Consider the following 25839-nt stretch of genomic DNA (forward strand, 5'->3'; position numbering starts at 1 on the left):
ACCGCCGAGCTCTCCACGGAGCAGAACTGCAACATGATTGACGGCGTACCCAACAACACGCCCATCCAACCCACGCCCCCGGAGCTGGACGCAAAACCGCTGGATAAGGTAAAGGAACCCAAAAAGCGCCGGAAAGGCCGGGAGCTGGAACGATGATGGAGAACCGCAAGCGGAATGTCCATCTGCACGTCATGGTAACGCCGGACGAGCTGGCAGCCATCCATGAACGGATGGCCGAGGCGGGCATTTCCAACGCCGGGGCCTATGTACGGAAAATGGCTCTGAACGGGTATATCCTGCACATCGACCTTGCGCCCGTAAAAGAATTGATCTCTCTGCAACGGCGCTGTTCCAACAATCTCAATCAGGTCGCCGTACACGCACACACCTATGGCGTGTACCCGGAGGAAATCGACGGATTGAAGCGGGACTATGAAAAGCTGTGGGGCGAGGTGTCAAAGGTGCTGCGGGAGCTCTCCGAGCTGGTGGCAAAGTAAGACGAGGGCGGCAGGCTTCCGTTGTGGGGCTTGCCGCCCTGCTCTTTTTTTACCACTTCGGGCCAGCATGACCCGAAGCCCGTCATAAAAAATTCAGATTTTCAAGATTGTAGAACCAGCTCTATAATGATATAATAATTCAAGAAGGGAGGCTGATACCATGCTGAAAATGGTTATTCGCATGAATGATGATAAAATCACAGCCGAAAATAAGTACCGGCTGGATGGCATTTACAACACAATCAATCATACATTCCAAACCGTGGGCCTTCCCCGTATGGAGGATGGTTCCGGCGCTTTGGTATTCCGTGACTGCGGCAGAGCGAGGGATTTTAGTCTGTTCGGCCGGATCGTCAATACCTTGAAGCGGCAGACATGGTTCATGGATAATGTTTCTGTGTGGCGTCTTTGTGACAGTGACGATTCTGACAGTCCAGATGATTTCAATGAAGAAGATCTGTTGACCCACTATCAGGAAAAAACAGCAATGAGGGCTTGAGTTTTGGAGAGAAAATATTTCAAAGCCTTAAATTTTGATCTGGACACCCATCAATTAAAAGAGCATTACCCCGGAGCCAATTACCGGCAGGCGTATGACGACTTGCGCCGGTTCTTCAAACGGCATCGTTTTTCTCACCGTCAAGGCTCCGGCTACATATCGGATGATAAGCTGGCAACTGCTGATATATACGACTTGATGGATGAATTAAGCAGACAGTTTCCGTGGATTGGAATATGCGTGAATAAAATTGATGTGACCAACGTGGGACGGCAGCACGATTTGACAGAGCTCTTGAAACCAGCAGAGGATATTGTTATCGACACTTCGCTGCTGACAGTTCCCGATTGCCCGCAGCAGGAAACAGAATAGCAGAAATTTGGCAGGACATGAATGTGTCCTGCTTTTTCTGTTTTCGGGCCATCATGGCCCGAAGGTTTGGGACAGGATTCACTAATCTTTCGCAACATTTATGTCCCCGGGCAGGCATGATAAAATAGAGGTAGGAAGGATAGATAAAGGAGGTTTTGAAGATGAAGATACTGCTGAAAATATTGGTTGCTCCCTTTGCTTTAGCGTTGTCCCTTCTGGCGGCTCTGCTGGTATTCCTGTTTGATATTTGTGCCGTCCTGCTGACGATTGCCTCTGTGATTCTGGTGGTGCTGGGTGTCGCTCTCTTTTTCACGCCGACGCCCATAGGCGGGATTGTATTTCTGTTTCTCGCTTTCCTTCTTTCGCCGTATGGACTGCAAGCGGCGGCGGGCTCCCTTCTTTGGGCGCTGGACGGAGGCAAATCCGCTCTGTACCGGTTTCTGGCAAGTTAAACAGCCTCGGGCCATGTTGGCCCGAAGTCGGGGCGGTCTGGATGGGCCGCCCTTTTCTCATGGAAAGGAGGGATGATTTCTGGCTACCACAACTTTGTTGCAGCGCCATGCGGGCGAAGGCGAAACGATTGCCGAGGCAATCCGGGATTGTCTGGACTATGGCAAGGACCCGGAGAAAACAGAAAGCGGAAAGTATATCTCCGCTTATGAATGTGATCCGGCCACCGTGGCGGACGAGTTCCTTTTGGCAAAAGCCAGCTATGCCGCTATGACGGGCCGGGAACAGAAAAAAGAAAATGATGTGCTGTGCTATCAGATACGACAATCCTTCTATCCGGGCGAGATCACCCCGAAGGAGGCGAACCGTATCGGCTATGAGCTGGCTATGCGCTGGACAAAGGGGCGGCACGCTTTTATCGTTACCACGCACATCGATAAGCAGCACATCCATTGTCACATTTATTACAACTCCACCACCCTTGACTGCACCCGGAAATTCCGAAACTTTTGGGGCTCCAGCTTCGCCCTCCGGCGGCTCTCTGACAGGCTGTGCCTTGAAAACGGGCTGTCCATTGTAGAGAACCCGAAGCCCCGGAGCAAGGGCAAGTATCGGAATTATGGAGAATGGCAGAAAGAACGAAAAGGGCCGCTTTCCTATCAGGACAGACTGCGCCTTGCCATTGATACTGCGCTGGCGGAACGCCCCGCTGATCTGGACGAATTTCTCAATCTGATGAAGCGGGCCGGATATGAGGTCAAGACGGTTCGGGGCGGCGGTATCAGTTTCCGGCTGACCGGGCAGGGACAGGAACGCTTTACCCGTCTGCGGGCTTCCACGCTGGGAGACGGCTACGACTTGCAAGATGTTCTGTCTGCCATTGAGGGCAAAGAAAAACGCCCCGGGCGCTCGGAACGGAAAATCAGTCTGGCGGTGGATATTCAAGCAAAGCTGGCTGCCGGTAAGGGGCCTGGATATGAACGCTGGGCGAAGGTATTTAACATTAAGCAGATGGCCGCCGCTCTTGCCTATATACAGGACAATAACCTGACCGATTATGAGCAGTTGGCGCAGAAAGCCACCGAGGCGGCAGACCGTTTCCATGCTATTTCCGAGCAGGTCAAGCAGACGGAACAGGCTATGAAAACCAATGCCGGGCTAAAGGCTGCAACGGTTCAGTATGCCAAAACCCGCCCAGTCTTTGAGCAGTATAAGGCGACGAAGTACAGCCGGAAATTCCTTGCGGAGCATGAGGCCGACCTTGAACTGTACCGGGTTGCACAAGCGGAAATGCGCTCTCTGCTGGGCGGGGCAAAGCTCCCCAAAATGGATGTGCTGAAGGAAGAAGGCCGTAAGCTCACAGCAAAGAAAAAACAGCTCTATGGAGAATACCAGAAGGCACGACGGGATATGCAGGAGATCGTCACAATCAAGGCGAACATTGACACTCTGATGGGCTACACCGAGCCGGGAAGAAAGCAGGAAAAGGAGCGTTAAGGTTATGAAAATAAGGAGCAAAGCGACGCTGACACTTCGGGCCATGTTGGCCCGAAGATATGGGTTTGGGGCGAGCCCCAACAAGCAGCCTTTGTGCCACTTGTGGCCACAGAGGCATTGCTTGCCATTTAGCTATTTAGCAATATACTGCAAAAAAGATTATTGAGTTTATACAACATCTATTGTTTTACGCAATACCTCCTTAAAATATCTATATTAAGAAAATTCGCCACAAATTTTCGGTGATTTATCAATCGCTTTTCGAGTTTTTATATGTTTATGCAAAAAGAATGATATTTTTTTTATATCAACAAGTTCTCTTTCTTTTTATCGTTTTAACTCAAACATCAAAACACAAAACTTGAATACCCGGTTTTTATATCAGAAAAATATACGATATATGTTGATAATTAACAATTTATTAAGTTTTATTTACCATTTTTAGATTATATTGCATATATAGGGATTCTGTGGTATACTACAGTTAGTTATAAAAAGCTCATAACCGATTAGTAAAGGGAGGGATACCATTGGGGCTATAGAGGAGGAGAATTTGAGAGAATAGTGCCTTACATAATGGTGGGCGCTAAAAAATCTGAGTTTGTTACTATGGTAAAGTCTCAAGGAGGTCATTTATGAAGAAAGGTTTGAAAAAGGCATTGGGTCTGTTGGTAGCGCTGAGTCTCATGGTAGTTGGTAGCGCATTTAGTGCTCTTGCTGCTGATTCTCCAGAACAGAGACAAACATTCAGTGTCGATCTGAATAATTTTGACGAAAGCCAGCCCTATTCGGAAACATTACATTTCGAGAAGGACGGTCAGCCGGTAACAGTGACACTTAGCTATACGCCTCCTTTAACTCGTGATCCTGCTACTGAAGGAACGTGGAAATCGGATGCATTTTGGGGTGTCGCAGGTATGGATTACAGATTTGACTTATCAAAGAGTGGTAGCCAGTGGAAAATTTCTAATGCACGTGATTTAAATACCTACTGTGTTGGCGGAACGGTTGAAGATGAAAGTTTAGCCATTGGCCGTGCAACATCTACCTCAAGCAAAGCGGCCGAAGTGACTGGCTCTATGAGAGCAAATGTAGTCGGCGGAGTAGGAACACTTTCTTTCGCTTTAAGAACGGAAGTTTTTAATGGAGAAGTTTCTACCGTATTAAATTAAGAATAATATAAGTAGAGTCCTATTCAAAAAGGTGTTGATGTAAATATGTCGGCAATGTCTATATTTTTTCTAGTTGTATGCTCCGTCCTTGGACTTGGTGTTTTATACTGTATAGCTCGAATTATAGGATGGCTATTCAATCAGATAAAAAATAATGCTGATTAAGTGAAAGCAATTATACAATTTAAAAGGGTTGTTGCAAAGAGAAAAGTAATGTTCTGTATATGGTAGATTTAATAATTGACATATACTATATATAGTAAATTGAGTCTGTTTTGTAACAACCTTTTTAAAAGAAAATTTTTAGTAACAATTAGATAGAGTAGAGGTACGTTAACCATTAACATATCCTCTACTCTATTTTTTTATTTTTGCCTCCTATCTACGACAAATTTTGCAAAAAATACATTATATGATAATAAAAGAACTACGAGATTTTTACGCGGAGGTTGCTAATAACATGAGTTAGATTATTGAGAAAAAATAGATGAAGCAACGCCCCTTTTGCTTTACCTCCTCCTAGATGGGAGGAGTTTTATTCCAATTTAAACTTTTTTAAGGCTCAAACAAGCTGTTATTTGTTTGAGCTTTTTTTATGTTCGACACCTTATTTCAGGATTTGCTATCGAAACAGAGCCAGTCTTGAGATAAGCTGTCGAGGCTTTTTTAGAACGAGTAGCCATCTTTACTATTTTATAGATTTTTCACTGTTATTTTTTGAAAATTTCAGAAATTTCAGCCTACATATACGCTCCCCGCCGCTTCTGTTTTGTTGTCCATCCATCACAAAACAAAGCGGAGGTTCAATATGGCTATTATAAATTTACGGGACTATTACCCTTTTTATACGTCAGACTACTTTATGGAAGTACCAGAAGATGTTGTTGAAATGTTCAAGGAGTTTGACCGGAAGGAAGCCGCTTACCGTCTGCGTACATACCGGCACAAAGCCTATTACTCCCTGGATCGGAATGATGGAATTGAGCATGAGGCGCTTTTCGTTGCGTTCTCTCCCTATGAACTGTATGAGCGTAAAGTGACGATACAAGAACTCTATACCGCCATCTCACGACTGCCCGACAAACAGGCAAAGCGCATTTACGCTCATTTCATTCTCGGCTTGACGAAACAAGACATTGCCCGGGCCGAGGGTGTGGATGAAAAGGTCGTGCGGCTCGCCATTGAGCGCGGCCTTCGGAACTTGGAAAAAATTTTAAAAAAATTTTTATAAGGTGTACCGATTTCGCCTCAAAAATGAAATGGCTTATGAGAGGCAGTCAAAGCCTCGGGCCACATTGGCCCGAAGCGGGACACGCCTCACGCAGATTGAAAACTGAATAAAAGATAGACGGATACGAAGGGTGCTTGTGTCCAGTGACAGGCCCGCCATGACCTCTATTTTTACACTAGAGAGAGCGACCAGGCCCATGCCGTAGGCAGACTGTGGCAGGTCTGCCGGACAAAACACAAAACCCGGATACTTGCGATTAGTCACAATCCGAGCGTGCAGCGGTGTTGCGAACCGTGAGCCGTCGCAGGTAATGAGATCGCCTTGCCATCAGAATGGGGAGAGCTGAAATGCTATGGGACAAAAAGTCAACTGTCCGTCCGGTCTATCTGAAAAAACTTTCTAACCTGTGGGGCCCTTCCTCTATTACTGTCTGATGATAGGGCAACCGTTCTGGCTGGGCCCCATATTTTTCTATGAACAGGAGAATTTTATGAAGGAAAATATATCTAGTCCAGAATTAACGCTGAATATATGGAGTAATGACGCCTGCCGGGGCTATGTGATTATGGCCATGCAGGACTGTGGATTCACCCATAAAGATATTAGCCGTGTAGTAAATCAGCTTTATGGAGTGTTTGACTTATACACACTCAACGAGGCTGAACAGAAATATTATAACGGCGATTATTAGCTTCGGGCCAACGTGGCCCGAGGCTGGGGAAAGCTCAAAGGGCAGTTCCTTCCAGGGAGCCGCTTTTTTAGGTTTCCCCAGCAGACAAGAGGGAAGCTGGCCGCTGTTCATCCGTACTGAAAAGTGGAGGTTTTCGATGGTTCAATCTGTTACATACCAAAGCGAAAAACAATCCGTATATTTTCAAGGGAAACTTATCGTATTGGAAAATCTAATTCCGGTACTATCCCCGGATGAAAAGAACAAGCGAAAAAGAGAAATCGAAAATCACTTATATGATGTGTTCAGTAAATACACGGACAGATTTTACTAATCAACCGCAACATTGTTGTCCGGGGCTGCCTATGGTATAATATAATTGTAAGGTTGGTAGCTCCATTCCATACGGAAGGAGCCCAATATGGACATTATCAGAGAAGATTGTATATACGCGAGACAGTCGGTAGACCGTAAGGACAGTATCAGCATTGAAAGCCAGATTGATTTTTGTAAGTATGAGCTGAAAGGCGGAAGCTGTAAAGTATTCAAGGATAAAGGCTATTCCGGGAAGAATACGGACAGGCCGGAGTTTCAAAAGCTGTTAGGAGAAATCCGAAAGGGCCGGGTGCGGCGGGTAATCGTTTATAAGCTGGACAGAATCAGCCGTTCCATTCTGGACTTTGCAAACATGATGGAGCTGTTCCAGGAATATGACGTGGAGTTTGTTTCGTCCACAGAAAAGTTCGACACCTCAACCCCAATGGGGCGGGCCATGCTGAATATTTGTATCGTATTCGCACAGCTTGAACGTGAGACAATCCAGAAACGCGTCACGGACGCTTACTACTCCCGGTGCCTGAAAGGTTTTCACATGAGCGGACAGGCCCCCTATGGTTATCAGTTGGAGCCGACAGTGGTTGAAGGTATCCGCACAAAAAAGATGGTGGCAGACCCCGAAACTTCCCAATATGTAAAGCTCATGTTTGAAATGTATTCCGAGCCGGAAACGTCTTTTGGTGACATTACACGGTACTTTGAGGAACAGAACATCAAAGTTTACGGTAAATCGCTATTCCGTACCTTTATTTCACAGCTTTTAAGAAATCCTGTTTACGCACAAGCAGATTTAGAACTCTACGAATTTTTTAAAAGCCAGGGGGCGGCTATTGTCAATGACGCTTCCGATTTTGCCGGAACCAATGGCTGTTATCTCTATCAGGGCCGGGACGTGAAGGAGGATAAAGACAGGAGCCTGAAAGACCAGATACTTGTAATCGCTCCACATGAAGCGCTCATACCGTCTGATGTATGGCTGAAATGCAGGAAGAAGCTAATGACAAATAAGAGTTTTCAACAAGGACGTAAGCCGAAAAATACATGGCTTGCCGGAAAAGTTAAATGCGGGTGTTGCGGATATGCCTTAAAGGCAACACACGTTCCGAACAGCGAAGGCTATTTTCGCTGTAGTAAACGGACTGAAAATAAAGGCTGCCCGGGCTGTGGTAAAATCCGTAAATCTGAATTTGAGGAATTTATTTTCAGTGCTATGCGGGCGAGATTTAAAAATTTTCAAGTCCGCCATAGCCGGGAGGAAAAAGTCAATCCCAAACTGACCGCCCATCAAATTGAACTGGCGCAAGTTGAAGCCGAGATTGAAAAACTACTTGATACGCTAACCGGAGCCAACGCAACACTTCTTGCCTATGCTAACAAAAAAATTGAAGAACTGGACACTCGCCGCCAGACCATTTCAAAGGAGATTGCGGAAATGTCCATTGAAACAATGTCACCCCAAAAGGAGCAGGAACTCTCTTATTACCTCGACCATTGGGACAGCATTGAATTTGACGACAAAAGGAAAGCCGTTGACGGCCTGATTATTTCAATCAGCGCAACTAGCGACCACGTTCAAGTAGAGTGGAAAATCTAAGCTCTAACTTCTGGATTATCCCACTCTACTTACTTTCAAATCTATCTTTTCTTTTTAATCTTGTTTGTACCCCTTGTACACCGTTGCTTATGATGTTGATGTTATCTGCATGTGGGCACAGTAATGATAGAATTGATTTTCCACAAGCAGTATTATCGACACCAACAAGCATTAAAGTAAATAATGGTATTTCGGAAATATATTTAACACCGGAGCAGTTGGAGTTCTCAGAAGTGGTTGCTTTAATTGAAAGGAATTGGTGGAAGACTATTAAAGATATCAATGAGCCTCTTACTGATGCCAATTTAAAAGATATGGATGCGCCAATAAAAATATTAAATACTTTCTCAGAAAAAGAACTTTCAAATCAAGATATTTTAATAAGCTTTTATTATAAGGAACCAATAAAGTGGAAAAATGTAATTAACAGTAGCAATGAAGGAGATTTATTTAAGATTATATCTTACGTATTTATTCTTGATACAACATTTTCAGAAGAAAATAACAAAGGAATTATGCTTATTTCAGAAGATGAAAATGTATTTAATAAGTCGAATATGTATGAATATTATTATAATAAATCTCTGATCCCTTTAATAAAAGGACTTTTTGAGAGCAATTACAGTAATGAGTAAGCCATTATTTCGGTGGATAATATAGATAGCGTTTGATTGTATTAATACGTAAAAAAGTTGGTAGAAAAATCTTTCTATCAGCTTTTTTTCTGGTGCGCCTGACGGCGCACGTTTCTAACGGGGCAAAGTCCCGAATCCGCCCGGTAGTGGGAAGGATATAGCCGAAGGCAAGGGTGTCCATCGTGAGATGGAATCTGGAGGAAGCTGGATGTGAGGAACATACTAACTCACGGGCAAATCTCTGGTCTGACGAACAGAAATCTCATATGAGGTCATGCATGAGGGTAAGACTGCCAGACACGTTGAAGCCCAATAACTACACGGAATCATGCATGATAGATGAGGCAGATGGATGGAGAGGAAGAAACGTGTGGTACCTAGGGAGGTCTGTGCGGTACGCCTTGAAAGAGGTAACCATTGCATAAAGCAATGCTGAACGCACAGAAGTCAGCAGAGGTCATAGTAGCCGAGAGGTGAAGGACCGAATCAGTAGGAGTCTTGAGTATGACCGAGAAAGGAGGAATGACCATCTATGGCAGAAGACATTGAAAACAATGGCTGTTCGCAAAGAGATAATGTGGAACATAAAGGGTATGTGAAAGCGTCTAGGTCATTCAATCGGATATGGAAAGAAAGAGACAGTGCACAGCCGAGACTTTTGGAAGCGATATTGTATAAAGTGTTGTGGTCAAGCTTTTTTAGCCACAAGTGTTACAAAAAAGCTTGACCACAACACTCCACGGTAACAGCTTTTCTATACCTGCGGGCTCATTTTTGTAGTCCGGCATCCATCACCTTTGCAGCAGCTCCGGAGCCATCTCCTGAAACAGTTCTGCCAGTGCTGACGCTGCCCGGGAGCGGTATTTTACGGCGGGCCATGCCAGGGCGAGGTCAAGGAATATTCCTTCTTTTCCTATCCGGAGATAGCGGAAATGATCTCCTGGGACACGGCAGGAACGGTAGGTGAAGGCGAGACCGGCACCTTCTCTTGCCATAGCGGCGGCGAAGGAGGCGGAGAGATCGGTGCCCTGCCCAATGGGCTCGATTCCGGCATCCCGCAGCGCCTGACGAGCGACACGGCCGAGTACGGTATTGGGCGGTCCGAAAATATATTCGAAGGCGGCAGTGTCTTTGAGATCGATCCATGAAAGTTCCGGATCGGATTCACATATTCTGGCAAATTCCATGACCGGGTGATCCGCGGTGGTAACGATCATGATCTCATCGCGCATGAACGGCGAAACGCCGTGTCTGATCCGGACCGGCGGGGCGGCGATCAGGGCCAGGTCAAGAAGACCTTCTAAGAGCTGGTCCTCGAGGTCAATGCTGTCCATCTCACAGATCTCAACATGGACTTTTGGATAGAGGGCGCGGAAGCGCTTTAAAACCGGCGGCAAAAGATACGTGCCGCGGTAGGTGCTGATCCCGAAGATCACGGTACCGCCGTTGAGATTTTCGATGTCTGCGGCCTCACTGCATGCGGCGCGGTACTGCTGCAGGATCTGCTTTGCGTGGGAAATAAAGGCATCTCCGGCGGCAGTTGGCCGGACTCCGCGGGTGGTGCGGACGAAGACAGAGGTCCCGAGATCCTGCTCCAGGACACGGATCGCCTGGCTTAAGCTGGACTGGCTCATAAAAAGCTTCTCCGCGGCTCGGGAGATGCTTCCCTCGTTTGCAACGGTCACAACATAGTTTAATTCCTTGAGATCCATAGGATATATTTTCCTTTCAGTCATATAGTCGGTAAGAAAATATCGGAATAGTAGGCGGTATCTCCATTTCGCAGCCTGCAGGGTAACGGATCATGTTCAAAAGCAGATATCGGAAATATCGATACCGGGTATATGATTTTAGGGCTTTTTTTAATAACAAATTTAGTATAAAATGATTCCCGTAAGAAAGCAACAGTAAAAAATGATCAGAGAGGGACAAAGCAGATGAAAATGGATCTTATGAAGGGCGTTATCGACATGCATGTTCATACAAATCCGGATCTGCGCCTTCGTGCCTATGATGACTTTGAACTGATGGAAGCCGCGATCCGTGCAGGCGCGCGGGCTATCGTGATCAAGACTCATCAGGGATCGACGGTGGAACGGGCATATCTCTGCAACCGCCACAATGAGATTGTACATGGGAAGACGAACGACTTCACGATGTTCGGCGGGATCACGCTGAACCGGGCGGTCGGCGGAATAAATCCGAAGGCCGTTGACGTGGCACTCCGCATGGGCGCAAAGGTCGTCTGGCTTCCGACCCAGTCGGCAAAGAACCATCTGGAGAAGATGAAGCAGGACACGAGCCAGTGCGTGGAGGTCGTAAAAGACGGGATGATCGTTCCGGAGCTGAAAACGATTCTGGAGCTTGTCCGTGACTATGACGCGGTTCTCGGCACGGCGCACATCTCACCGGAGGAATCCTTCACGGTGGTGGAGGCGGCCAGAAACCTTGGGGTGAAGAAGATCGTAATCACCCATCCGGAATGGTGGGTCGTGGGAATGACCATGGAGGATCAGATCCGCATGGTAAAGGACTACGATGTGATCCTGGAGCGCTGTTATGCCCAGAACATGGGCGGCGGAACGTATAAGAGCAATCTGCCGGATAACCTTGAGATCATCAAAGAAGCCGGATACAAAAATGTCATGGTTGACACAGACGGCGGCCAGACAGAAAACCCGCACTGGGAAATTGAAATGGCAGAATATATGCAGTACCTGCTGGATCATGGGATCCCCGAAGAGCAGGTATACCATATGACACATACGATACCGGCAGATCTGCTGGGAATTTAAAAATCAGGAGGAGTTTTAATTATGAAACACACAGTAACAGTATTTCGCGGCGATGGAATCGGTCCGGAGTTAGTGGACAATGTCTTAAAGATCTTAAAAGCGGCAGATGCGCCGTTAGAGTATGAGATCTACAATGTCGGCGAGGATGAGTGGAAGAGAAACGGTGCCCTGATCCCGGACGAGGCGTATGCTTCCTTCGAGCGCACAAAAGTTCTCTTAAAGTCCCCGATCACGACCCCGGTTGGAAAGGGATTCCGTTCCTTAAACGTTACCCTTAGAGGCAAGTATGACCTCTACGCGAATATCCGCCCGGTAAAGTCCAATGACGCGGTAAAAACTCCGTTTAAGAACGTGGATATCGTGATCTTCCGTGAGAACACCGAAGGTCTGTATGTCGGAAAAGAAGAACAGATTGATGAGAACACGGTTCACGCGATCAAGATCGTCACCAAGAAAGCATCTGAGCGCATCATCCGCGACGCCTTCGAGTACGCGAAGAAGAACGGCAGAAAGAAAGTTACCTGCGTTCACAAGGCAAACATCCTCAAGATGTCTGACGGCATGTTCCTCGCGATCTTCCGTGAAGTCGCAAAGGATTACCCGGAAATCGAGGCTGATGACAAGATCATCGACAACACCTGCATGCAGCTCGTCATGAACCCGAACCAGTTTGATGTGATGGTAATGCAGAACCTCTACGGCGACATTCTCTCCGACCTTTGCAGCGGTCTGATCGGCGGCCTTGGTCTTGTACCGTCCAGCAACATTGGTGCCGACTACGCAATGTTCGAAGCCGTTCACGGAAGCGCTCCGGATATTGCCGGAAAGCACCTTGCAAATCCGACGGCGTTCCTGTGGTCCGCATGCATGATGCTTGAGTATCTCGGTGAAAATGAGACAGCATCCCGCATCCGAAAAGCAGTGGATGAGGTCCTTGCGGAAGGAAAGCACCTGACAAGAGATCTCCATGGTGAGGCATCTACGGAAGAGTATGTGGATGCTGTGATCGCGAGATTATAATAAAAGAAAGATAGAAAAAAAGAGAACCAAAACCCGGCGGATCGCCGGGGATGGTTCTCTTTGCTGCGTTTTACAGCACTTCGCAACCTGCGGAAGCGGAATCAACTGTGCTTCTCATCACAATATCTGCAGCGATATACCTCATGATCCTTATCATCGAGATAGAAAATATGCGGCAGCTCCTGCTCGATGGAGGTGATGCAGCGCGGGTTCTTGCAGTGGATCACGTTCTTTAAGATCTTCGGGAGATGCAGGGTGCGCTTCTCGGCGATCTTGTCGTCGCGGATGATGTTGACGGTGATGTTGTGGTCAATATAGCCGAGGATATCGAGGTCGATGGAGTCTAACGGTCCCTCGATCTTGATGATATCTTTTCTTCCCATCTTGTTGCTCTTTGCGTTCTTGATGATCGCGACTGTGCAGTCTAACTCGCCGAGGCGCAGATAGCGATAGATATCCATGCTCTTGCCCGCCTGGATATGGTCAAGGACAACGCCTTCCTGAATTCCGCTGATATTTAACATGGCTTTTCTACCTCCAGTAATGTCATAATGAGTGCCATACGGACATATACGCCGTTCTGGGCCTGTCTGAAGTAAGCGGCACGCGGGTCATCGTCCACCTCAACAGAGATCTCGTTGACACGCGGGAGCGGGTGAAGCACATACATATCCGGTTTCGCAAGCTTCATCTTATCCTTATCAAGAATGTAGCAGTCCTTCATGCGGATGTAGTCTTCCTCATTGAAGAAACGCTCCTTCTGGACTCTTGTCATGTAGAGGATATCCAGTTCTTCCATCGCGTCATCAAGACTGGTCGTCTCACGGTACTCGATATTTTTGGCATCAAGGACACTCTCCTTGATATAATCCGGTACCTTTAATTCCGGCGGGGAGATCAGGATAAAACGGATTCCCTCATAGCGGGACAGCGCGTTGATCAGGGAGTGAACGGTACGGCCAAATTTCAGATCTCCGCAGAGTCCGACCGTCATATTGGAGAGTCTGCCCTTTAAAGAACGGATCGTATATAAATCGGTTAAAGTCTGTGTGGGATGCTGGTGACCGCCGTCTCCGGCGTTAATAACAGGAATCGAAGATTTGGTGGCGGCTACATAAGCGGCGCCTTCCTTTGGATGTCTCATCGCGCAGATATCTGCGTAGCAGGAAATAACACGGATTGTATCGGAAACACTTTCGCCCTTGGAAGCGGAACTGGAATCAGCGGAGGAAAATCCGAGAACGGAACCTCCAAGATTTAACATGGCAGCTTCAAAGCTTAAACGGGTTCTTGTGCTGGGCTCATAGAAGAGAGTAGCTAATTTCTTTCCGTCGCATACATGTGCGTATCGGAAACGGTCTTTCTCAATGTCGGCGGCAAGTTCTAAAAGACTTTCCGTCTCCTCAAGAGAAAAGTCAAGAGGATTTAACATGTGTCTCATGATGTTTATAATCTCCTTTCAGGCCTCACGGCGGTCCGCATCGTATGTGACAGCGCTTAGGCATTTTCACTATTATAGCGAATCTGAAACAGAATTTCCACTATTTTTTTAAAGAAAATTGTGTTAAAATATGAAATAGTGAACGCAGAGAAACAAAAGAAAAATAAGTGGACAAATTCTGCAGGGCAGGAAGAACTGCCAGATGAAATTCGTGAAATCCCGTGGAAAAAGGACATTGGAGAAAGTCAGAAATGCAAATGAAAAACTGCGGGAAACGCGCGGTGGAGGAACTATGAGAAAGACGATGGAACAGATCGTTCTGGAAGGGCAGGTCGCGAAATGCCGCTCTATAGAGGAACTTTATGTGTTGTGGGAGCTGATGCAGCAGATGGAGGAAGATCCATTTGGGAACACCTGCTATCCGGAGCTGGATCAGAGAAATTTTCATATCGACGGAATCGCGGATCCGGAACATTATGACGGGACGCTTTACATATTAAAAGAGACAAATATGAGAAAGATGATCCAGAAGGGTGAGACGATGCCGGTGGCATCGGACATCCGCGCGGATTTCCTATCCGGAAAAAGTCCCTCCGGCCGGGTGGAATATCTGGATTATCTCACAAGCATGCAGAAGATCCTGTGGGAGGAAAAACATCCAGGCGAGGAGTGCAGGCTTCCGGGGAAAAAACTAAGGGAAAAGGCAGCAGTCCTCTATATCAATAAGCGCGGTGGAAAAGGCGCGGCCGACGAAATCAGCATGGACTACGGCCAGTATTATATCGAGTTTATCAAGAAGCAGATCCGTCTCTTAAATCCAAAGACCGTGGTCTGCTGCGGCGAGGATCTCTTCCGCCTGATCGTTATGGAAGTTTTCCAGAATAAAAAGCAGAAAAAGAACCGTGAGATCTATATGAAATGGAAGGATCTGGTCCGGGGAGATGTATTCTTTGCGGACAGGGACTACCGACCGGTGAAGGAAACAAAGAAGGACGAGGCAGAGGTCCGGGTCGTGCGGATGTGGAATCCGTCATATCGGGTAAATAATGGACAGTATGTGTCGTTGGAAGAGTACCTGAAAGAATTTAAGAGGAGACTTTCCGGTGAGGAGGAAAATAAGCAGGGAGAGCAGTGGAATATGGACAGAACGGTTGAAAACCTGCAGCCGGAAACGAACAACGAAGAAAAAGCAGACATAGAAGAGGCAGATGTAAAAGAAACAGATTCAGAAAAAATGGAATAGGACAGGCGCAAAGGGAATTTCTACGGTTTCAGTAAAACCGGAGAGATTCCCTTTTTTCTATGACTGCGGAGAGAATTGACCGTGGGTTCTGCGGATCCGGAAGAACGTAAGAAATTGTAAGAATAATTAAGTAATTTTATATAGTCAGAACACGATGGGAACGATATACTTGAAATATAAAAAGAATCGGCGAAAAAACGCTGTAAAAATTTAAGAAGAAGGGGGCGGACGGATGCAGCAGAAGGAAGATGCGGTAATACAGGTAAAAGATCTGTATAAGGTTTACCGCATGGGCGAGGAGAAGGTTTACGCGTTAAATGGTGTGAGTTTTGAGATCCACCGGGGCGAGTTCTGCGCGATTACCGGACCGTCCGGTTCCGGTAAATCGACGCTTTTAAATATGTTGGCAGGTCTGGAACACCCGACAAAAGGAGAGATCGTGATCGCCGGAAAACATATAGAAAAGTTGAATGAAAAACAGCTTGTGACCTTCCGAAGAGAGCGGGTCGGGTTTATCTTCCAGTCCTACAACCTGATCGGGACGATGGATGCGGTGGAAAATGTGGCTTTGCCGTTATCGTTTCGGGGAATGCCGAGGGCAGCGAGGATCAAGCGGGCGAAACAGTATTTAAAGCTTGTGGGACTTGAGAAATTTATGACCCATATGCCGAACCAGATGTCCGGTGGACAGCAGCAGCGAGTCGGGATCGCAAGGGCTTTGGCGATGAACCCGCAGATCATCTTTGCGGATGAGCCGACAGGAAACCTGGATTCGAAGACAACGATGGAAGTCTTAAAACTCATGCAGAAGGTCGTAAGGGAACAGAAGCAGACGCTTGTGATGGTTACCCACGACAACAATCTGGCGACCTACGCGGACCGGATCTTTAAGATTATCGACGGAAAGATCGTGAGCATCGAGGAGAATCACCACGAGGTGGACCTGGTGCAGTTAGAAGAGTCCATGCAGGCGGCGGCAGAGGCGCAGGCGGAGGGGAAATCTAAGAATCCGGCAGAAGAAGAGCAAATAGAGACAGTTGTGGAAGCAGAAGAACACCGGATAGAGGGAAAGTCAGAATAAAATTTTGGAATAAACGCAAAAATATGGAAAGCTGGCACAAATAACTAAAATAGAACAGCCAGGAGGAGAGGAACAGTATGAAAATAAAAGGATTACGCTGGATGGCAACATTCCTTGCCGCGTGCATGCTGATGGGCGCAGTCCCGGCAACTGCATTCGCGGCGAAGGAGACAACAGAAGCGGCGGAGACGATCCCACAGGTATACCGGATGGATGACGACAATGATACCGTCCGCCTTGTGATCGGAAAGACGCCGACCTTATATATCGGAAAAAACGGAACCGTCTCCGTGACACTCATGAACATGGAGGACAAAGACTGGATCGAGACGGAGATCTGGATCGCCTCCGAGGATGATTTCCGGAACCATTATTCCGATGAGATCACAAAGACGGAGGACCGCGACAGCGAGGAGAGCAGCATCGTTCAGTCTATGAAGACGATCTATCCCTTTGAGGTGACAGATTCTTTAAACCGCCATTACAAGGTCGGTCATGTAAATAAAAAAGCGAAAAAGACCGTCAACCTGAATGTCAATGTAAAAAAAGGTCTGGAAGAGGGATACTATCCGATCCTGATCTATATCTCGAAGCGCGCTCAGGGCGAGGACGGAATGTCATCCGAGTACGCAAAGACGATCATGGCGTGGATCGAGACAAAGAAGACAACAGGAACCAGTGAGACAAATGAGGACAACTCCGAGCCGGTAGCATTCGCCCTCGGCGAGAATCAGCCCACCCCGTCCGCGAACTATTCCGAGGTCATGAATTTCGATGTAAATGTGAGAAATACCGGTTATAAGACCGCCTACGATGTACGTGTCGATATGGAGCTCTCTGAGGATATCGCGAAGTTTCCGTTCGAGATCAATGACGGAAATTATGACCGGCAGATGGGAAATATGAATCCGGATCAGACGGTGGCGGTTCCATTCAGCATGGCGGTGCGGGAAAAGGCGAAATCCGGCTATTATCCGATCAAGTTTAAGATCCGTTACCGGGAAAATGAGAATGGAAACTTTGCTGCTCCCATTGAGGATACCTTTTATGTGCGGGTCTATGGAAAAGACGAGGATGATTCTCTGGATTCTGAAGCAGGCGAGAACGAAAGAACAAAGGCGCGTATCATCGTCGACAGCTTTGAGACGGATCCTGCGGAGATCTATGCCGGACAGGATTTTACGCTGAAGGTGCGCATGAAAAACGCTTCCAACAGTATCGCAGCCAGCAACATCCTGTTTACCTTCGAGTCGGAAACAGTGAGCGACAGTCCGGTATTTACGACGGTGAACGGTTCAAACTCCGTGGTTGTTAATTCTCTGGCACCGGGAGCATCCGACACGCTGACGATAAAATTTTCTTCAAGTCCCACAGCGGAACAGCGTTCCTACACGATCACGATCAATGAGCAGTATGACAGCCCGGAATTCAAGAACGCGAAGGAAGCCGTAAAGATCGCGGTTGGATTAAAGCAGGAGGCACGGTTAAATACCGGCACCATCGAGGTCATGCCGGATGCTATTTCCGTAGGCGAAGAGTCAAACGTGATGTTTTCCATCAACAACACCGGAAAAGTCATGCTCTATAACGTGAACGCGGTCTTTGAGGCTGATTCTATCCAGAAGAATGAGGCTTATGTTGGAAATATCGAACCCGGAAAAAGCGGAAACGTGGATACGATGATCAACGGGATCGCCCCGACCATGGATGACGGAAAGGTAAAACTCTCCATTACATATGAGGATGAGAACGGAAAAGTCTCTACGGTCGAGAAAGAGATCCAGCTTATGGTAAATGAGGATCAGAGCATGGATGAAAGCAATGTTGATGATACCTGGAGCAGTGACGATATACAGCCGGAACCGTCCACGACGGATAAACTGAAACATCTCGCAATTCCGGTGGGAATCGTGGGAGTGGTCCTTGCAGCTGTGATCCTTGTGGTCATCAGACGCAAAAAGAAGAAAGCGGGAATGGACGATGAGATTCTTTGATCTGCTCATCATGAGCATCAATAACCTGCGCAGACGGAAACTCAGGACGGGACTTACCGTTCTGGGTGTTGTCATCGGCACGGCCTCCATCGTAGTCATGGTCTCTCTGGGAATCGGATTGAAGGAAAATACCGTGGAATCCTATGCTTCCTTCGGAAGTCTCACAAGGATCCAGATCAGTTCCGGATACGGGAACCAGTCCGAGGACGATTACCTCGTGGACGCCACGGTGACGAAGCTTGCGAAGATCCCACATGTGAAGAGTGTGTCCCCGATCCTGGAGACAGATGTGAATCTGAAGCAGGGAGTTTATCAGGGATATTCGAACATTGTGGGAATGCCAAGGGAGGAGTTGGAACAGATTCCGCTGGCGGAGGGAAAGCTTCCGGATAAGAATGCGGCGACTCTGGAATTTATCGTCGGAAATATGGTTTCCGACAACTTTTATAACAGCAAGACCGGAAAGGGAAGCTGGGACGGTGAGGATCTTTCCAAAGTGGATCTTATACACAAGCCGTTTTTTACCATGTTCCAGAATATGGGAAACGGGGATGAAAACAGCCAGAAAAAGTATCTTTTCCCGGCCTGTGCTCTGGTGGATGGCGGCGAGAACGGATTTTCTGAGTATGGATACCAGATCTACACGGATATTGATCTGTTAAAGACCCAGCTGAAAAAAATCTACCGGAAGAACCCGATCCCCGGACAGCCGACAAATAAAAAGGGAAAACCCTACAATTATTTTGTCTACAATATGGTTTATGTGAATGTGGACGATATGGAACATGTGACGGAGGTCCAGAAAGCGATCACAGATATGGGCTATGAGGCCTACAGCAGCATGCAGTGGCTCGAACAGGCCCAGCAGCAGACGGATATGATCCAGGCGGTCCTCGGAGGCATCGGTGCTGTATCGCTGTTTGTGGCGGCAATCGGAATTGCAAACACGATGATGATGTCCATCTATGAGAGAACGAAGGAGATCGGTGTGCTGAAGGTTTTGGGATGTGCGCTTGGAGATATCCGGACGATGTTTTTGATGGAGGCAGGATTTATCGGATTTATGGGAGGCGTTCTGGGACTTGGCTTAAGCTACAGCGTCTCCGCGGCGATCAATAAGTTTCTGGGAGCCAGTCTCTCCGGCATGACCGGCGGCTCCGGAGCGATCTCAAGGATCCCGCTGTGGCTTTCCGGATCCGCTGTGGTCTTTGCGGTCCTCATCGGCATGCTGGCCGGACTTTTCCCGGCACTGCGGGCGATGAAATTAAGTCCGCTGGCGGCGATCAGAAACGAATAAGATAAATGAGTCCTGGGTGCGCTGACACCTTAAAAATCTGACATTTCAGCCAGTCCACAGGCAGGTTGGAAAGCGGCAGAAAAATTCCACTGTAAAGCCGCACATGGAAAGGCGGACGGTTGACAGGCAACAGAAAAATCGGGATTAAAAGATCCGGTAAAACAAAAGACACGCCATACAGGTTTCACTTAAAACCTGTATGACGTGTCTTTTTCAATTCTTAAAATATCTGATCATTTACCCGGCACTTAAGCCTTGGCCGCCTTCTGTCTGGACAGTGTCTGTACACCTTCAATAACAAGGATGATCGCAAGGAAGATCAGAAGGATTCCGAGGATCGTCTGTGCCCACGGACCCCAGTCAGCGCCGCCTGCGGCAATCATGCCGATCTGGTTCTTAACTGTGAGTGCAAGGGAGGTGATCGTAACGATGATCATGAATGCCATCGGGATCAGGAACATCTTGTTGTTTTTGCCCATGTTTCCGAGCCATGTGGCAACGGCTAAGAGGCCGATACTCGCGAGAAGCTGGTTGGCAGCTCCGAACAGTCCCCAGATCTTTCCATATCCGTTCATGCCGAGAAGGATGCCAAGGACAACTGTGAGGATCGTAGCGAAGTACGGATTTACCATAACCTTTTTCCAGCCCTCTTTGATGTCGGCAGCAGTTTCACCCGGCTCAAGCCAGAATTCCTGGAACATGAAACGCGCAAGACGTGTTGCGGTATCAAGGGAAGTAAGACAGAAGGCAGAATAAGTAAGTACCAGTAAAGAGTTTAAGATGCTGTAGCTTCCCGGGATGATATCGTCGATCATGTGAGCGATACCGCCTCCGAAGATCGCTGTCGCGCCCTTTAATGCCTGATCCGGATGAACTGCGTTCCACTTGTAAGCATAACCGATGGCGCAGAGAGTTAAAACTGCGAGAACACAGATTAAAATTATAAAAATTTTATAAAATCAATTTGTTGTACCCCTGCCGGTAAAAATATGCAAGATTTTTGCAAAAAAATAGTAGTAACGATACGAAAAATTAACAAAAAAAGGTGAGCATCCGGCGCGGATACGATGAGATACAGGCAAGAAAGACCGCAGATCCAGATCTTGATGTAAAGGAAAAACAATCGAAATTGTAAAAGCACCTGAACAGATCCGCCCGCATAAAATAAGGTAATGAAGCTTAAGGCGGCTTTCTTTGAAGACATTTCCGAAACCACTGAGCATACAGGAAGAGCGGGAGTACCTGAAGCGTTACAAAGAGGGCGACCTGGAAGCGAGAGAAGTGCTGATCAACCGGAATCTCCGTCTTGTTGCCCATGTCATAAAGAAGTACCAGCAGACCGGATACGATATGGATGATCTCCTGTCGGTGGGGACCATAGGACTTATAAAGGCAGTAAATACCTTTAATGTGGAGAAAGGATCACGACTTGCCACATATGCGGCGAAATGTGTGGAGAATGCTATGCTAACGTAACGGAACAATCGGGAGTTTCAAGTGGAAAATCATGAAACTTTTGGTGCAAAATGGAGCTATGTTCTGCCGCCTGAAGGTCTGCAGCTATATATTGGCAGCGAATGATGCAGGTTCGTTAAAAGCTGCGCCGCTCCGAATTCTCAAGTTCCCGGTCGTTCTCCCTCACAAGTTTTTGGATGCCGGGAGGTTCAATCTGCGGTTTTCAGATACATCCGAGATCATAGAAATCGCGGATAAGCTGCGGTGGTATCGCTATCAGAGAGGACTTCGCCAGCGCAGTGTGGCGGACTATGCAGACATCGACCGCAGCACTTACATTCATTATGAAGAAGCAGGACGGGGCTAAGATACGAAGGAGTAAATCAAAGCTATTTGCGTATGTATCACCTCTGTCCCTTCAAGTGCTTCATCGTTGCATCTACCAGTTCCAGCTTCTGCTCCGTGGAGCAGGGCAGCTTCTGTACATTTTTCAGTATCTGCCCGGACTGAAACTTCGCCAGCTCCTTTACCAGCTCCTGCTTTGCCTGCTGTGATTTGGGGAAAATCAGAAACACTTCCATCGCAGCCATCCTTTCCAGAGCATTTGCTGCTTCAATCTATGCGTGATTTCCAATATGTATGTAGACAGATAGAGCCTGTTTTCTTATTTATATGGGAAATCATATTGCCGCTTGCGAACTGTGGTTGGTGGAGAATGTACTTCTGTGTTCATAAAGGAAAACGATTGAGGAAAAAGAATTTATGACAGACATTCAAAGCTACGAAATAGGTGGAATAAAGCATTCTGGGCAAGAGGATACTATGTAGAGACAATCGGCAATATAAAAGAGGAAAACGTACGGAAATATATAAAGAGCAAGCAGAAGAATCGGGAAGAGAAGTTTCCGGCAGCATCGTTTTATAGTAGAGCCGGTAATAGTGCTTGCGATACCGCCCTTCGGGGCGAGCAGTGGCATAGACCTTAGGAGGGCTAATAATATTAAACCACCACTCATATCATCGAGGTGGTGGTTGTAACCTGTGCAGCCAGGTTTGCGTTATGCTCAGGCGCGCTGATCCGCAGCGGTGCTTGCGCCCAGGTGGAGCACCGCTACGGTCTGATCACCGGAATGTTCGTCCTCTATCGAGGGGAGAGCTATGTGGTAGATGACATTGAGTATCTGAACATGGAAGAATATCTGCGAAGGCTTGCATAAGGTGTTTGGAACAGCCGATAGCCCCGTTGGGAATCAGTTTTGCTCTGAAGCCTTTTGCTTACCGTAAGTTATTTTAGCTAGTAGAACTCCGTAATTTCCAATGTGGAGTGCACACGAAGTTTGATTACTTGCCTTGGATACAGTGGCACACTTTTTGGACGGATTTTCATAGCCATACACATCTGCTGATAACGTCCACAATAGTAAGGGGCAAGGGAATGACTCTTATATTTGCGGAATATCCTGCAGGTATATTTTATAGATTTTGGCGGGACGTCCACGTAAATTAAGCTGGCGATGATACTGCACAACAGCTAATCCTCCAGCCTCAAGCTTGGATAAAATGCGGGAGGCACTGCGGGATGTGACATTGAGGAAATAGGCCAGTTCTTCGGCGGACAGTGTATCGTCTCCCCGCTGTGAGAGGACAGCGGATATTTTGCTCAAGTATAGCGGAGAGATAGACAAACGGTCAGCAAGCTTAGAGAGAGGCTGACTGGGTGCGTCGCTGTAGTCGATGCGTCGGGGGCTGGACAATGGGCCAATGATCCTGTTATCGTCCATAACAATAAAAGCAGATGAGCTTTTGCACAGCAGCGCTTCTTTCACAGCGCGCTGGGCGTTTCGATGGGCATCAATTACATTGCTGGAACATCCCCACCCTATACAAACGTCAAAATCCAGCCTGCTTTCCAAAAAAGCGGTGACGGGGCAGACAGTATACTGCTGAGAGATATCCTTTAATACGGAGACATTTGCGGTCAGTTCAAAGTGGTCGCCATGTTCATAGACTAAAAACGGCATACTAAACAGCTTGTTACAATTTTGAAGTTGGATCTCCAAAGCGCTATGCTGTTCGTTTGATAACGCATTGGGGGAACGAACCAATCCAAGACATGCAGAGGTGTCATGCATCTCACCGGCCTGGAGCTGCATGAGAAGGCCGTGAAAGGCTTCCAACATTGATTCTGGAGAGGGAGCCAGATATCGGAAGTTGATTTGATGCTGGCGAAAATAATCATCCATACTTCCAAAACGTGTAACCAGAAGATCAACCTTTCCGCTGTTCCATACGCTCAGATAATAATCCTTTAGGGGGACGTACCAATCTGTGGCGGCTACCATATTCCAGTCGATTGGAGCGCTACCCAGCAGTGGAACCCCCTGCTTTAGAAAAATATGATGGAAATCAACAGGGATTTCTGGACGGTCAAAATAGACCCTGGAAAAGTCCAAACCAGGTTGCTGGACGGCCATCTGGGCGATGAGCTTATAATAATCCCGGTCAGAGACATTGCAATGTGCATGAGGCTTGCTCAGCGGGCCAAATTCTTTGCGCAAAACATTATATGGGTAAGAACCTGTAAACAGGAATCCATCAAAACGGTTGCTGTTCTGCTCATAGAGATATTTGAGGTGTTCAGGGGATGAGTAGGGCAGATAGGTAATATTGCTGTGCTCTTGCATTTTCTGGTCGATAAGCATGATGTGGCGCAGGGATCGCTCTGTAGTGAATACACCAACGGAATACATATATTATCTCCTTTTGCCTGCCGGGAATCAGAAAATCCCAGCGGGATCATAAATTCTAATTTATATTATATCTGATAAAGTCCTCAGGGGCAAGAGAGTGTCGGAAAATATGTCGCAAATCACTACCAAAGCCTTATATGACTGAAATATGACCATAATTAGACCTTAATATGTCGTTTTATACAATGATAAAGTCTAATATTTATATAAAACAGAGAAAATAAAAATGGTATATATTCGATACTTGCTAAAATTAGGCAGAAATTGTATAATTATGTTGTTTCCAAAATATGTCTTTAATTATATAAAGATATGCAGTAAATGAAATGGGAAAGGAGCAATCGAATGGAGTTGAAAAAACAATCAGCGCTGGAAAACATTGATGCCTGCAAGGAGTTGCTGGAGTCCATGAGTGATGCGCTGTGGGATCATCCGGAAACGGGCTATCATGAGCATTTTGCTGCCCGCTTATACTGCCGCATGCTGGAGAAACTGGGATTCCAAGTGGAACAGGGACTAGCGGGCATTGAAACTGCATTCTCTGGCACTTATGGAAGCGGAAAACCTGTCATTGGTTTCTTGGGCGAATTTGATGCGCTGCCCGGTTTGAGTCAGCAGGCCAATGTTACCAGAATGTGCCCTGTAACGGAGGGCGGACCAGGCCACGGCTGTGGACATAACCTGTTGGGTGTAGGCGCGCTGGCTGCGGCGCTTGGCGTAAAAAAGTATCTGGAGGATAATAAACTGCCAGGTACTGTAAAGTTTTTTGGGTGTCCGGCTGAGGAGGGCGGTTCCGGAAAAGGGTTTATGGCGCGGGACGGTGTATTTGATGGGGTGGACGCGGCTTTTTGCTGGCATCCCGGCGAAGTCAATAGCGTGGCCACGGAAAGCACCATGGCCAATTACCAGATCTGCTACCACTTCCACGGAGTGGCCTCCCATGCGGCCATGACCCCTGAATTGGGCCGCAGTGCGCTGGATGCTCTGGAGTTGATGAATACTGGTGTACAGTATCTCCGGGAGCATGTTCCCACGGACACCCGGATCCATTACGCCATTACAAATTCTGGGGGAAACGCTCCCGGAACAGTACAGGCCTATGCGGAAGGGCTTTATCTTCTGCGGGCACGACAGCTCCCCCAGGTCAAGGAGCTTTACAGACGGGTAAACAACATAGCCCAGGGGGCGGCCTTGATGACGGAAACTACAGTGGATATTGAATTCATCAAAGCGTGTTCAAATTCGATTATCAACACAGAGCTCAATCATGTCATGCAGCGTAATCTGGAGCAGATACCTCCGCAGGCTTTTGACGATGCGGATTTGGAACAGGCCCGACAGTTCCGGGCGACATTAACGAAAACCAGCACTTATTTTGATGCACTGGCGGCAGAGGCAACGGATCCAGAGGATCAAAAGCGCTTTCAGGCGGATATGGATTCCCTGATCCATGCAGTCCCACTGCCTCTGGCACGGGAGCGGCAGGGCTTTGTTTCCTCTGATGTGGGTGATGTAAGCTGGAACTGCCCGGTCGCCCAGATCAATGCGGTGACCATGCCCGCCGGAGTGGCAATGCACTCCTGGCAGATGGTGGCTGTGGGGAAAAGCTCGATGGCCAAGAAAGGGATGCTCTACGCTGCAAAGGTGATGGCTGGATCTGCCATTGATGTATTGGAGAATCAGGACATCCTCCGGAGAGCACAGGAGGAACTGTACAGGCGCACCGGAGGCCGGAAATATGATTCCCCAATCCCAGACGATGTAAAACCTCATATCTCTTGACGGTTTCACGAATATTTTAACAGGAGGA

The 25839-nt window shown here is 47.4% G+C and carries 27 protein-coding genes and 1 pseudogene; 22 read left to right on the top strand and 6 right to left on the bottom strand.

Annotated elements, in window-relative coordinates:
- The 12 genes from DWY93_RS02225 to DWY93_RS02285 all read left to right on the top strand — a co-directional run.
- Nucleotides 1-156, top strand: a 156-nt coding sequence (locus DWY93_RS02225) for a DUF4316 domain-containing protein (RefSeq protein ID WP_117471809.1), incomplete at its 5' end; no start/stop codon positions are given.
- Nucleotides 156-497: a plasmid mobilization relaxosome protein MobC gene (gene mobC / locus DWY93_RS02230; RefSeq protein ID WP_015553878.1), complete on the top strand. Its 342-nt coding sequence runs from the start codon at nt 156-158 to the stop codon at nt 495-497. The genes DWY93_RS02225 and mobC, both read left to right, overlap by 1 nt.
- Before the next feature lie 160 nt (nt 498-657).
- Nucleotides 658-996 carry a hypothetical protein gene (locus DWY93_RS02235; protein WP_016306492.1) on the top strand — a complete coding sequence of 113 codons (339 nt, stop codon included), beginning with the start codon at nt 658-660 and terminating at the stop codon, nt 994-996.
- Between the two features lie 3 nt (nt 997-999).
- Nucleotides 1000-1368, top strand: coding sequence for a VapD family protein (vapD, locus tag DWY93_RS02240; protein ID WP_016306491.1), 369 nt, complete (start codon nt 1000-1002; stop codon nt 1366-1368).
- 161 nt (nt 1369-1529) lie between these two features.
- A complete protein-coding gene (locus tag DWY93_RS02245; protein WP_023042378.1) occupies nt 1530-1820 on the top strand; it encodes a CD1845 family protein in 291 nt (96 codons plus the stop codon).
- 79 nt (nt 1821-1899) lie between these two features.
- Complete coding sequence (locus DWY93_RS02250; RefSeq protein ID WP_117471734.1) at nt 1900-3315, top strand: relaxase/mobilization nuclease domain-containing protein; 1416 nt, start codon at nt 1900-1902, stop codon at nt 3313-3315.
- A gap of 635 nt (nt 3316-3950) precedes the next feature.
- Nucleotides 3951-4487 carry a hypothetical protein gene (locus DWY93_RS02255; protein WP_107001171.1) on the top strand — a complete coding sequence of 179 codons (537 nt, stop codon included), beginning with the start codon at nt 3951-3953 and terminating at the stop codon, nt 4485-4487.
- Between the two features lie 808 nt (nt 4488-5295).
- Nucleotides 5296-5718: a sigma factor-like helix-turn-helix DNA-binding protein gene (locus DWY93_RS02260; RefSeq protein WP_107001170.1), complete on the top strand. Its 423-nt coding sequence runs from the start codon at nt 5296-5298 to the stop codon at nt 5716-5718.
- A 490-nt stretch (nt 5719-6208) separates the two neighbouring features.
- Complete coding sequence (locus DWY93_RS02265) at nt 6209-6409, top strand: hypothetical protein (RefSeq protein WP_107001169.1); 201 nt, start codon at nt 6209-6211, stop codon at nt 6407-6409.
- A 400-nt stretch (nt 6410-6809) separates the two neighbouring features.
- Nucleotides 6810-8318 carry a recombinase family protein gene (locus DWY93_RS02270; protein ID WP_107001168.1) on the top strand — a complete coding sequence of 503 codons (1509 nt, stop codon included), beginning with the start codon at nt 6810-6812 and terminating at the stop codon, nt 8316-8318.
- A gap of 89 nt (nt 8319-8407) precedes the next feature.
- Nucleotides 8408-8953, top strand: a complete 546-nt coding sequence (locus DWY93_RS02275; RefSeq protein WP_147324183.1) for a hypothetical protein — start codon at nt 8408-8410, stop codon at nt 8951-8953.
- Nucleotides 8954-9485: 532 nt separating this feature from the next.
- The gene (locus DWY93_RS02285) at nt 9486-9680 is read left to right on the top strand and encodes a hypothetical protein (RefSeq protein ID WP_117469378.1); all 195 of its coding nucleotides are present in this window, start codon (nt 9486-9488) and stop codon (nt 9678-9680) included.
- Between the two features lie 64 nt (nt 9681-9744).
- Here DWY93_RS02285 and DWY93_RS02290 read toward each other — a convergent pair whose 3' ends face one another.
- Nucleotides 9745-10665, bottom strand: coding sequence for a LysR family transcriptional regulator (locus DWY93_RS02290; protein WP_181968476.1), 921 nt, complete (start codon nt 10663-10665; stop codon nt 9745-9747).
- Between the two features lie 231 nt (nt 10666-10896).
- Here DWY93_RS02290 and DWY93_RS02295 point away from each other — a divergent pair, with 231 nt between their 5' ends.
- Nucleotides 10897-11748: a DUF6282 family protein gene (locus DWY93_RS02295; protein WP_242990501.1), complete on the top strand. Its 852-nt coding sequence runs from the start codon at nt 10897-10899 to the stop codon at nt 11746-11748.
- 21 nt (nt 11749-11769) lie between these two features.
- The gene (locus DWY93_RS02300) at nt 11770-12768 is read left to right on the top strand and encodes an isocitrate/isopropylmalate dehydrogenase family protein (protein ID WP_117469381.1); all 999 of its coding nucleotides are present in this window, start codon (nt 11770-11772) and stop codon (nt 12766-12768) included.
- Nucleotides 12769-12869: 101 nt separating this feature from the next.
- Here DWY93_RS02300 and DWY93_RS02305 read toward each other — a convergent pair whose 3' ends face one another.
- Nucleotides 12870-13292, bottom strand: coding sequence for an aspartate carbamoyltransferase regulatory subunit (locus tag DWY93_RS02305; RefSeq protein WP_015554166.1), 423 nt, complete (start codon nt 13290-13292; stop codon nt 12870-12872).
- The gene (pyrB, locus tag DWY93_RS02310) at nt 13286-14209 is read right to left on the bottom strand and encodes an aspartate carbamoyltransferase (protein WP_117469382.1); all 924 of its coding nucleotides are present in this window, start codon (nt 14207-14209) and stop codon (nt 13286-13288) included. Before pyrB ends, DWY93_RS02305 begins: the two co-directional genes overlap by 7 nt.
- Nucleotides 14210-14411: 202 nt before the next feature.
- Here pyrB and DWY93_RS02315 point away from each other — a divergent pair, with 202 nt between their 5' ends.
- The 4 genes from DWY93_RS02315 (at nt 14412) to DWY93_RS02330 (ending at nt 19824) form a co-directional block, all read left to right on the top strand.
- Nucleotides 14412-15452, top strand: a complete 1041-nt coding sequence (locus tag DWY93_RS02315; RefSeq protein ID WP_117469383.1) for a hypothetical protein — start codon at nt 14412-14414, stop codon at nt 15450-15452.
- Nucleotides 15453-15684: 232 nt separating this feature from the next.
- Complete coding sequence (locus DWY93_RS02320; protein WP_117469384.1) at nt 15685-16533, top strand: ABC transporter ATP-binding protein; 849 nt, start codon at nt 15685-15687, stop codon at nt 16531-16533.
- Between the two features lie 77 nt (nt 16534-16610).
- Complete coding sequence (locus tag DWY93_RS02325; protein ID WP_242990502.1) at nt 16611-18527, top strand: CARDB domain-containing protein; 1917 nt, start codon at nt 16611-16613, stop codon at nt 18525-18527.
- The gene (locus tag DWY93_RS02330; RefSeq protein ID WP_117469385.1) at nt 18514-19824 is read left to right on the top strand and encodes an FtsX-like permease family protein; all 1311 of its coding nucleotides are present in this window, start codon (nt 18514-18516) and stop codon (nt 19822-19824) included. Before DWY93_RS02325 ends, DWY93_RS02330 begins: the two co-directional genes overlap by 14 nt.
- Nucleotides 19825-20072: 248 nt before the next feature.
- Here the strand turns inward: DWY93_RS02330 and DWY93_RS02335 are convergent, their stop codons facing one another.
- Complete coding sequence (locus DWY93_RS02335; RefSeq protein WP_242990503.1) at nt 20073-20639, bottom strand: carbon starvation CstA 5TM domain-containing protein; 567 nt, start codon at nt 20637-20639, stop codon at nt 20073-20075.
- A gap of 379 nt (nt 20640-21018) precedes the next feature.
- Between DWY93_RS02335 and DWY93_RS02340 the strand changes: the two are divergent.
- Together DWY93_RS02340 and DWY93_RS02345 are read left to right on the top strand one after the other, a co-directional pair.
- Nucleotides 21019-21297 (top strand): annotated as a pseudogene (locus DWY93_RS02340) (sigma-70 family RNA polymerase sigma factor); the annotation flags it as partial.
- Nucleotides 21298-21331: 34 nt separating this feature from the next.
- Nucleotides 21332-21646, top strand: a complete 315-nt coding sequence (locus tag DWY93_RS02345) for a helix-turn-helix transcriptional regulator (RefSeq protein WP_117504982.1) — start codon at nt 21332-21334, stop codon at nt 21644-21646.
- Between the two features lie 37 nt (nt 21647-21683).
- On the opposite strand, the gene DWY93_RS17060 is transcribed toward DWY93_RS02345, so the two are convergent.
- Nucleotides 21684-21860 (bottom strand): hypothetical protein, encoded by a 177-nt coding sequence (locus tag DWY93_RS17060; protein WP_158553079.1) that lies wholly within the window; start codon nt 21858-21860, stop codon nt 21684-21686.
- Nucleotides 21861-22307: 447 nt separating this feature from the next.
- On the opposite strand from DWY93_RS17060, the gene DWY93_RS02355 reads away from it, so the two are divergent.
- Nucleotides 22308-22496, top strand: a complete 189-nt coding sequence (locus DWY93_RS02355; RefSeq protein WP_117469388.1) for a hypothetical protein — start codon at nt 22308-22310, stop codon at nt 22494-22496.
- A gap of 225 nt (nt 22497-22721) precedes the next feature.
- On the opposite strand, the gene DWY93_RS02360 is transcribed toward DWY93_RS02355, so the two are convergent.
- The gene (locus DWY93_RS02360; protein ID WP_117469389.1) at nt 22722-24029 is read right to left on the bottom strand and encodes a hypothetical protein; all 1308 of its coding nucleotides are present in this window, start codon (nt 24027-24029) and stop codon (nt 22722-22724) included.
- A 345-nt stretch (nt 24030-24374) separates the two neighbouring features.
- Here DWY93_RS02360 and DWY93_RS02365 point away from each other — a divergent pair, with 345 nt between their 5' ends.
- The gene (locus DWY93_RS02365) at nt 24375-25811 is read left to right on the top strand and encodes a M20 family metallopeptidase (RefSeq protein ID WP_117469390.1); all 1437 of its coding nucleotides are present in this window, start codon (nt 24375-24377) and stop codon (nt 25809-25811) included.
- The last annotated feature ends 28 nt before the right edge of the window (nt 25812-25839 follow it).

It is taken from the genome of Clostridium sp. AF28-12 (assembly GCF_003435225.1).
In the GTDB taxonomy this organism is placed as follows: domain Bacteria; phylum Bacillota; class Clostridia; order Lachnospirales; family Lachnospiraceae; genus Pilosibacter; species Pilosibacter fragilis.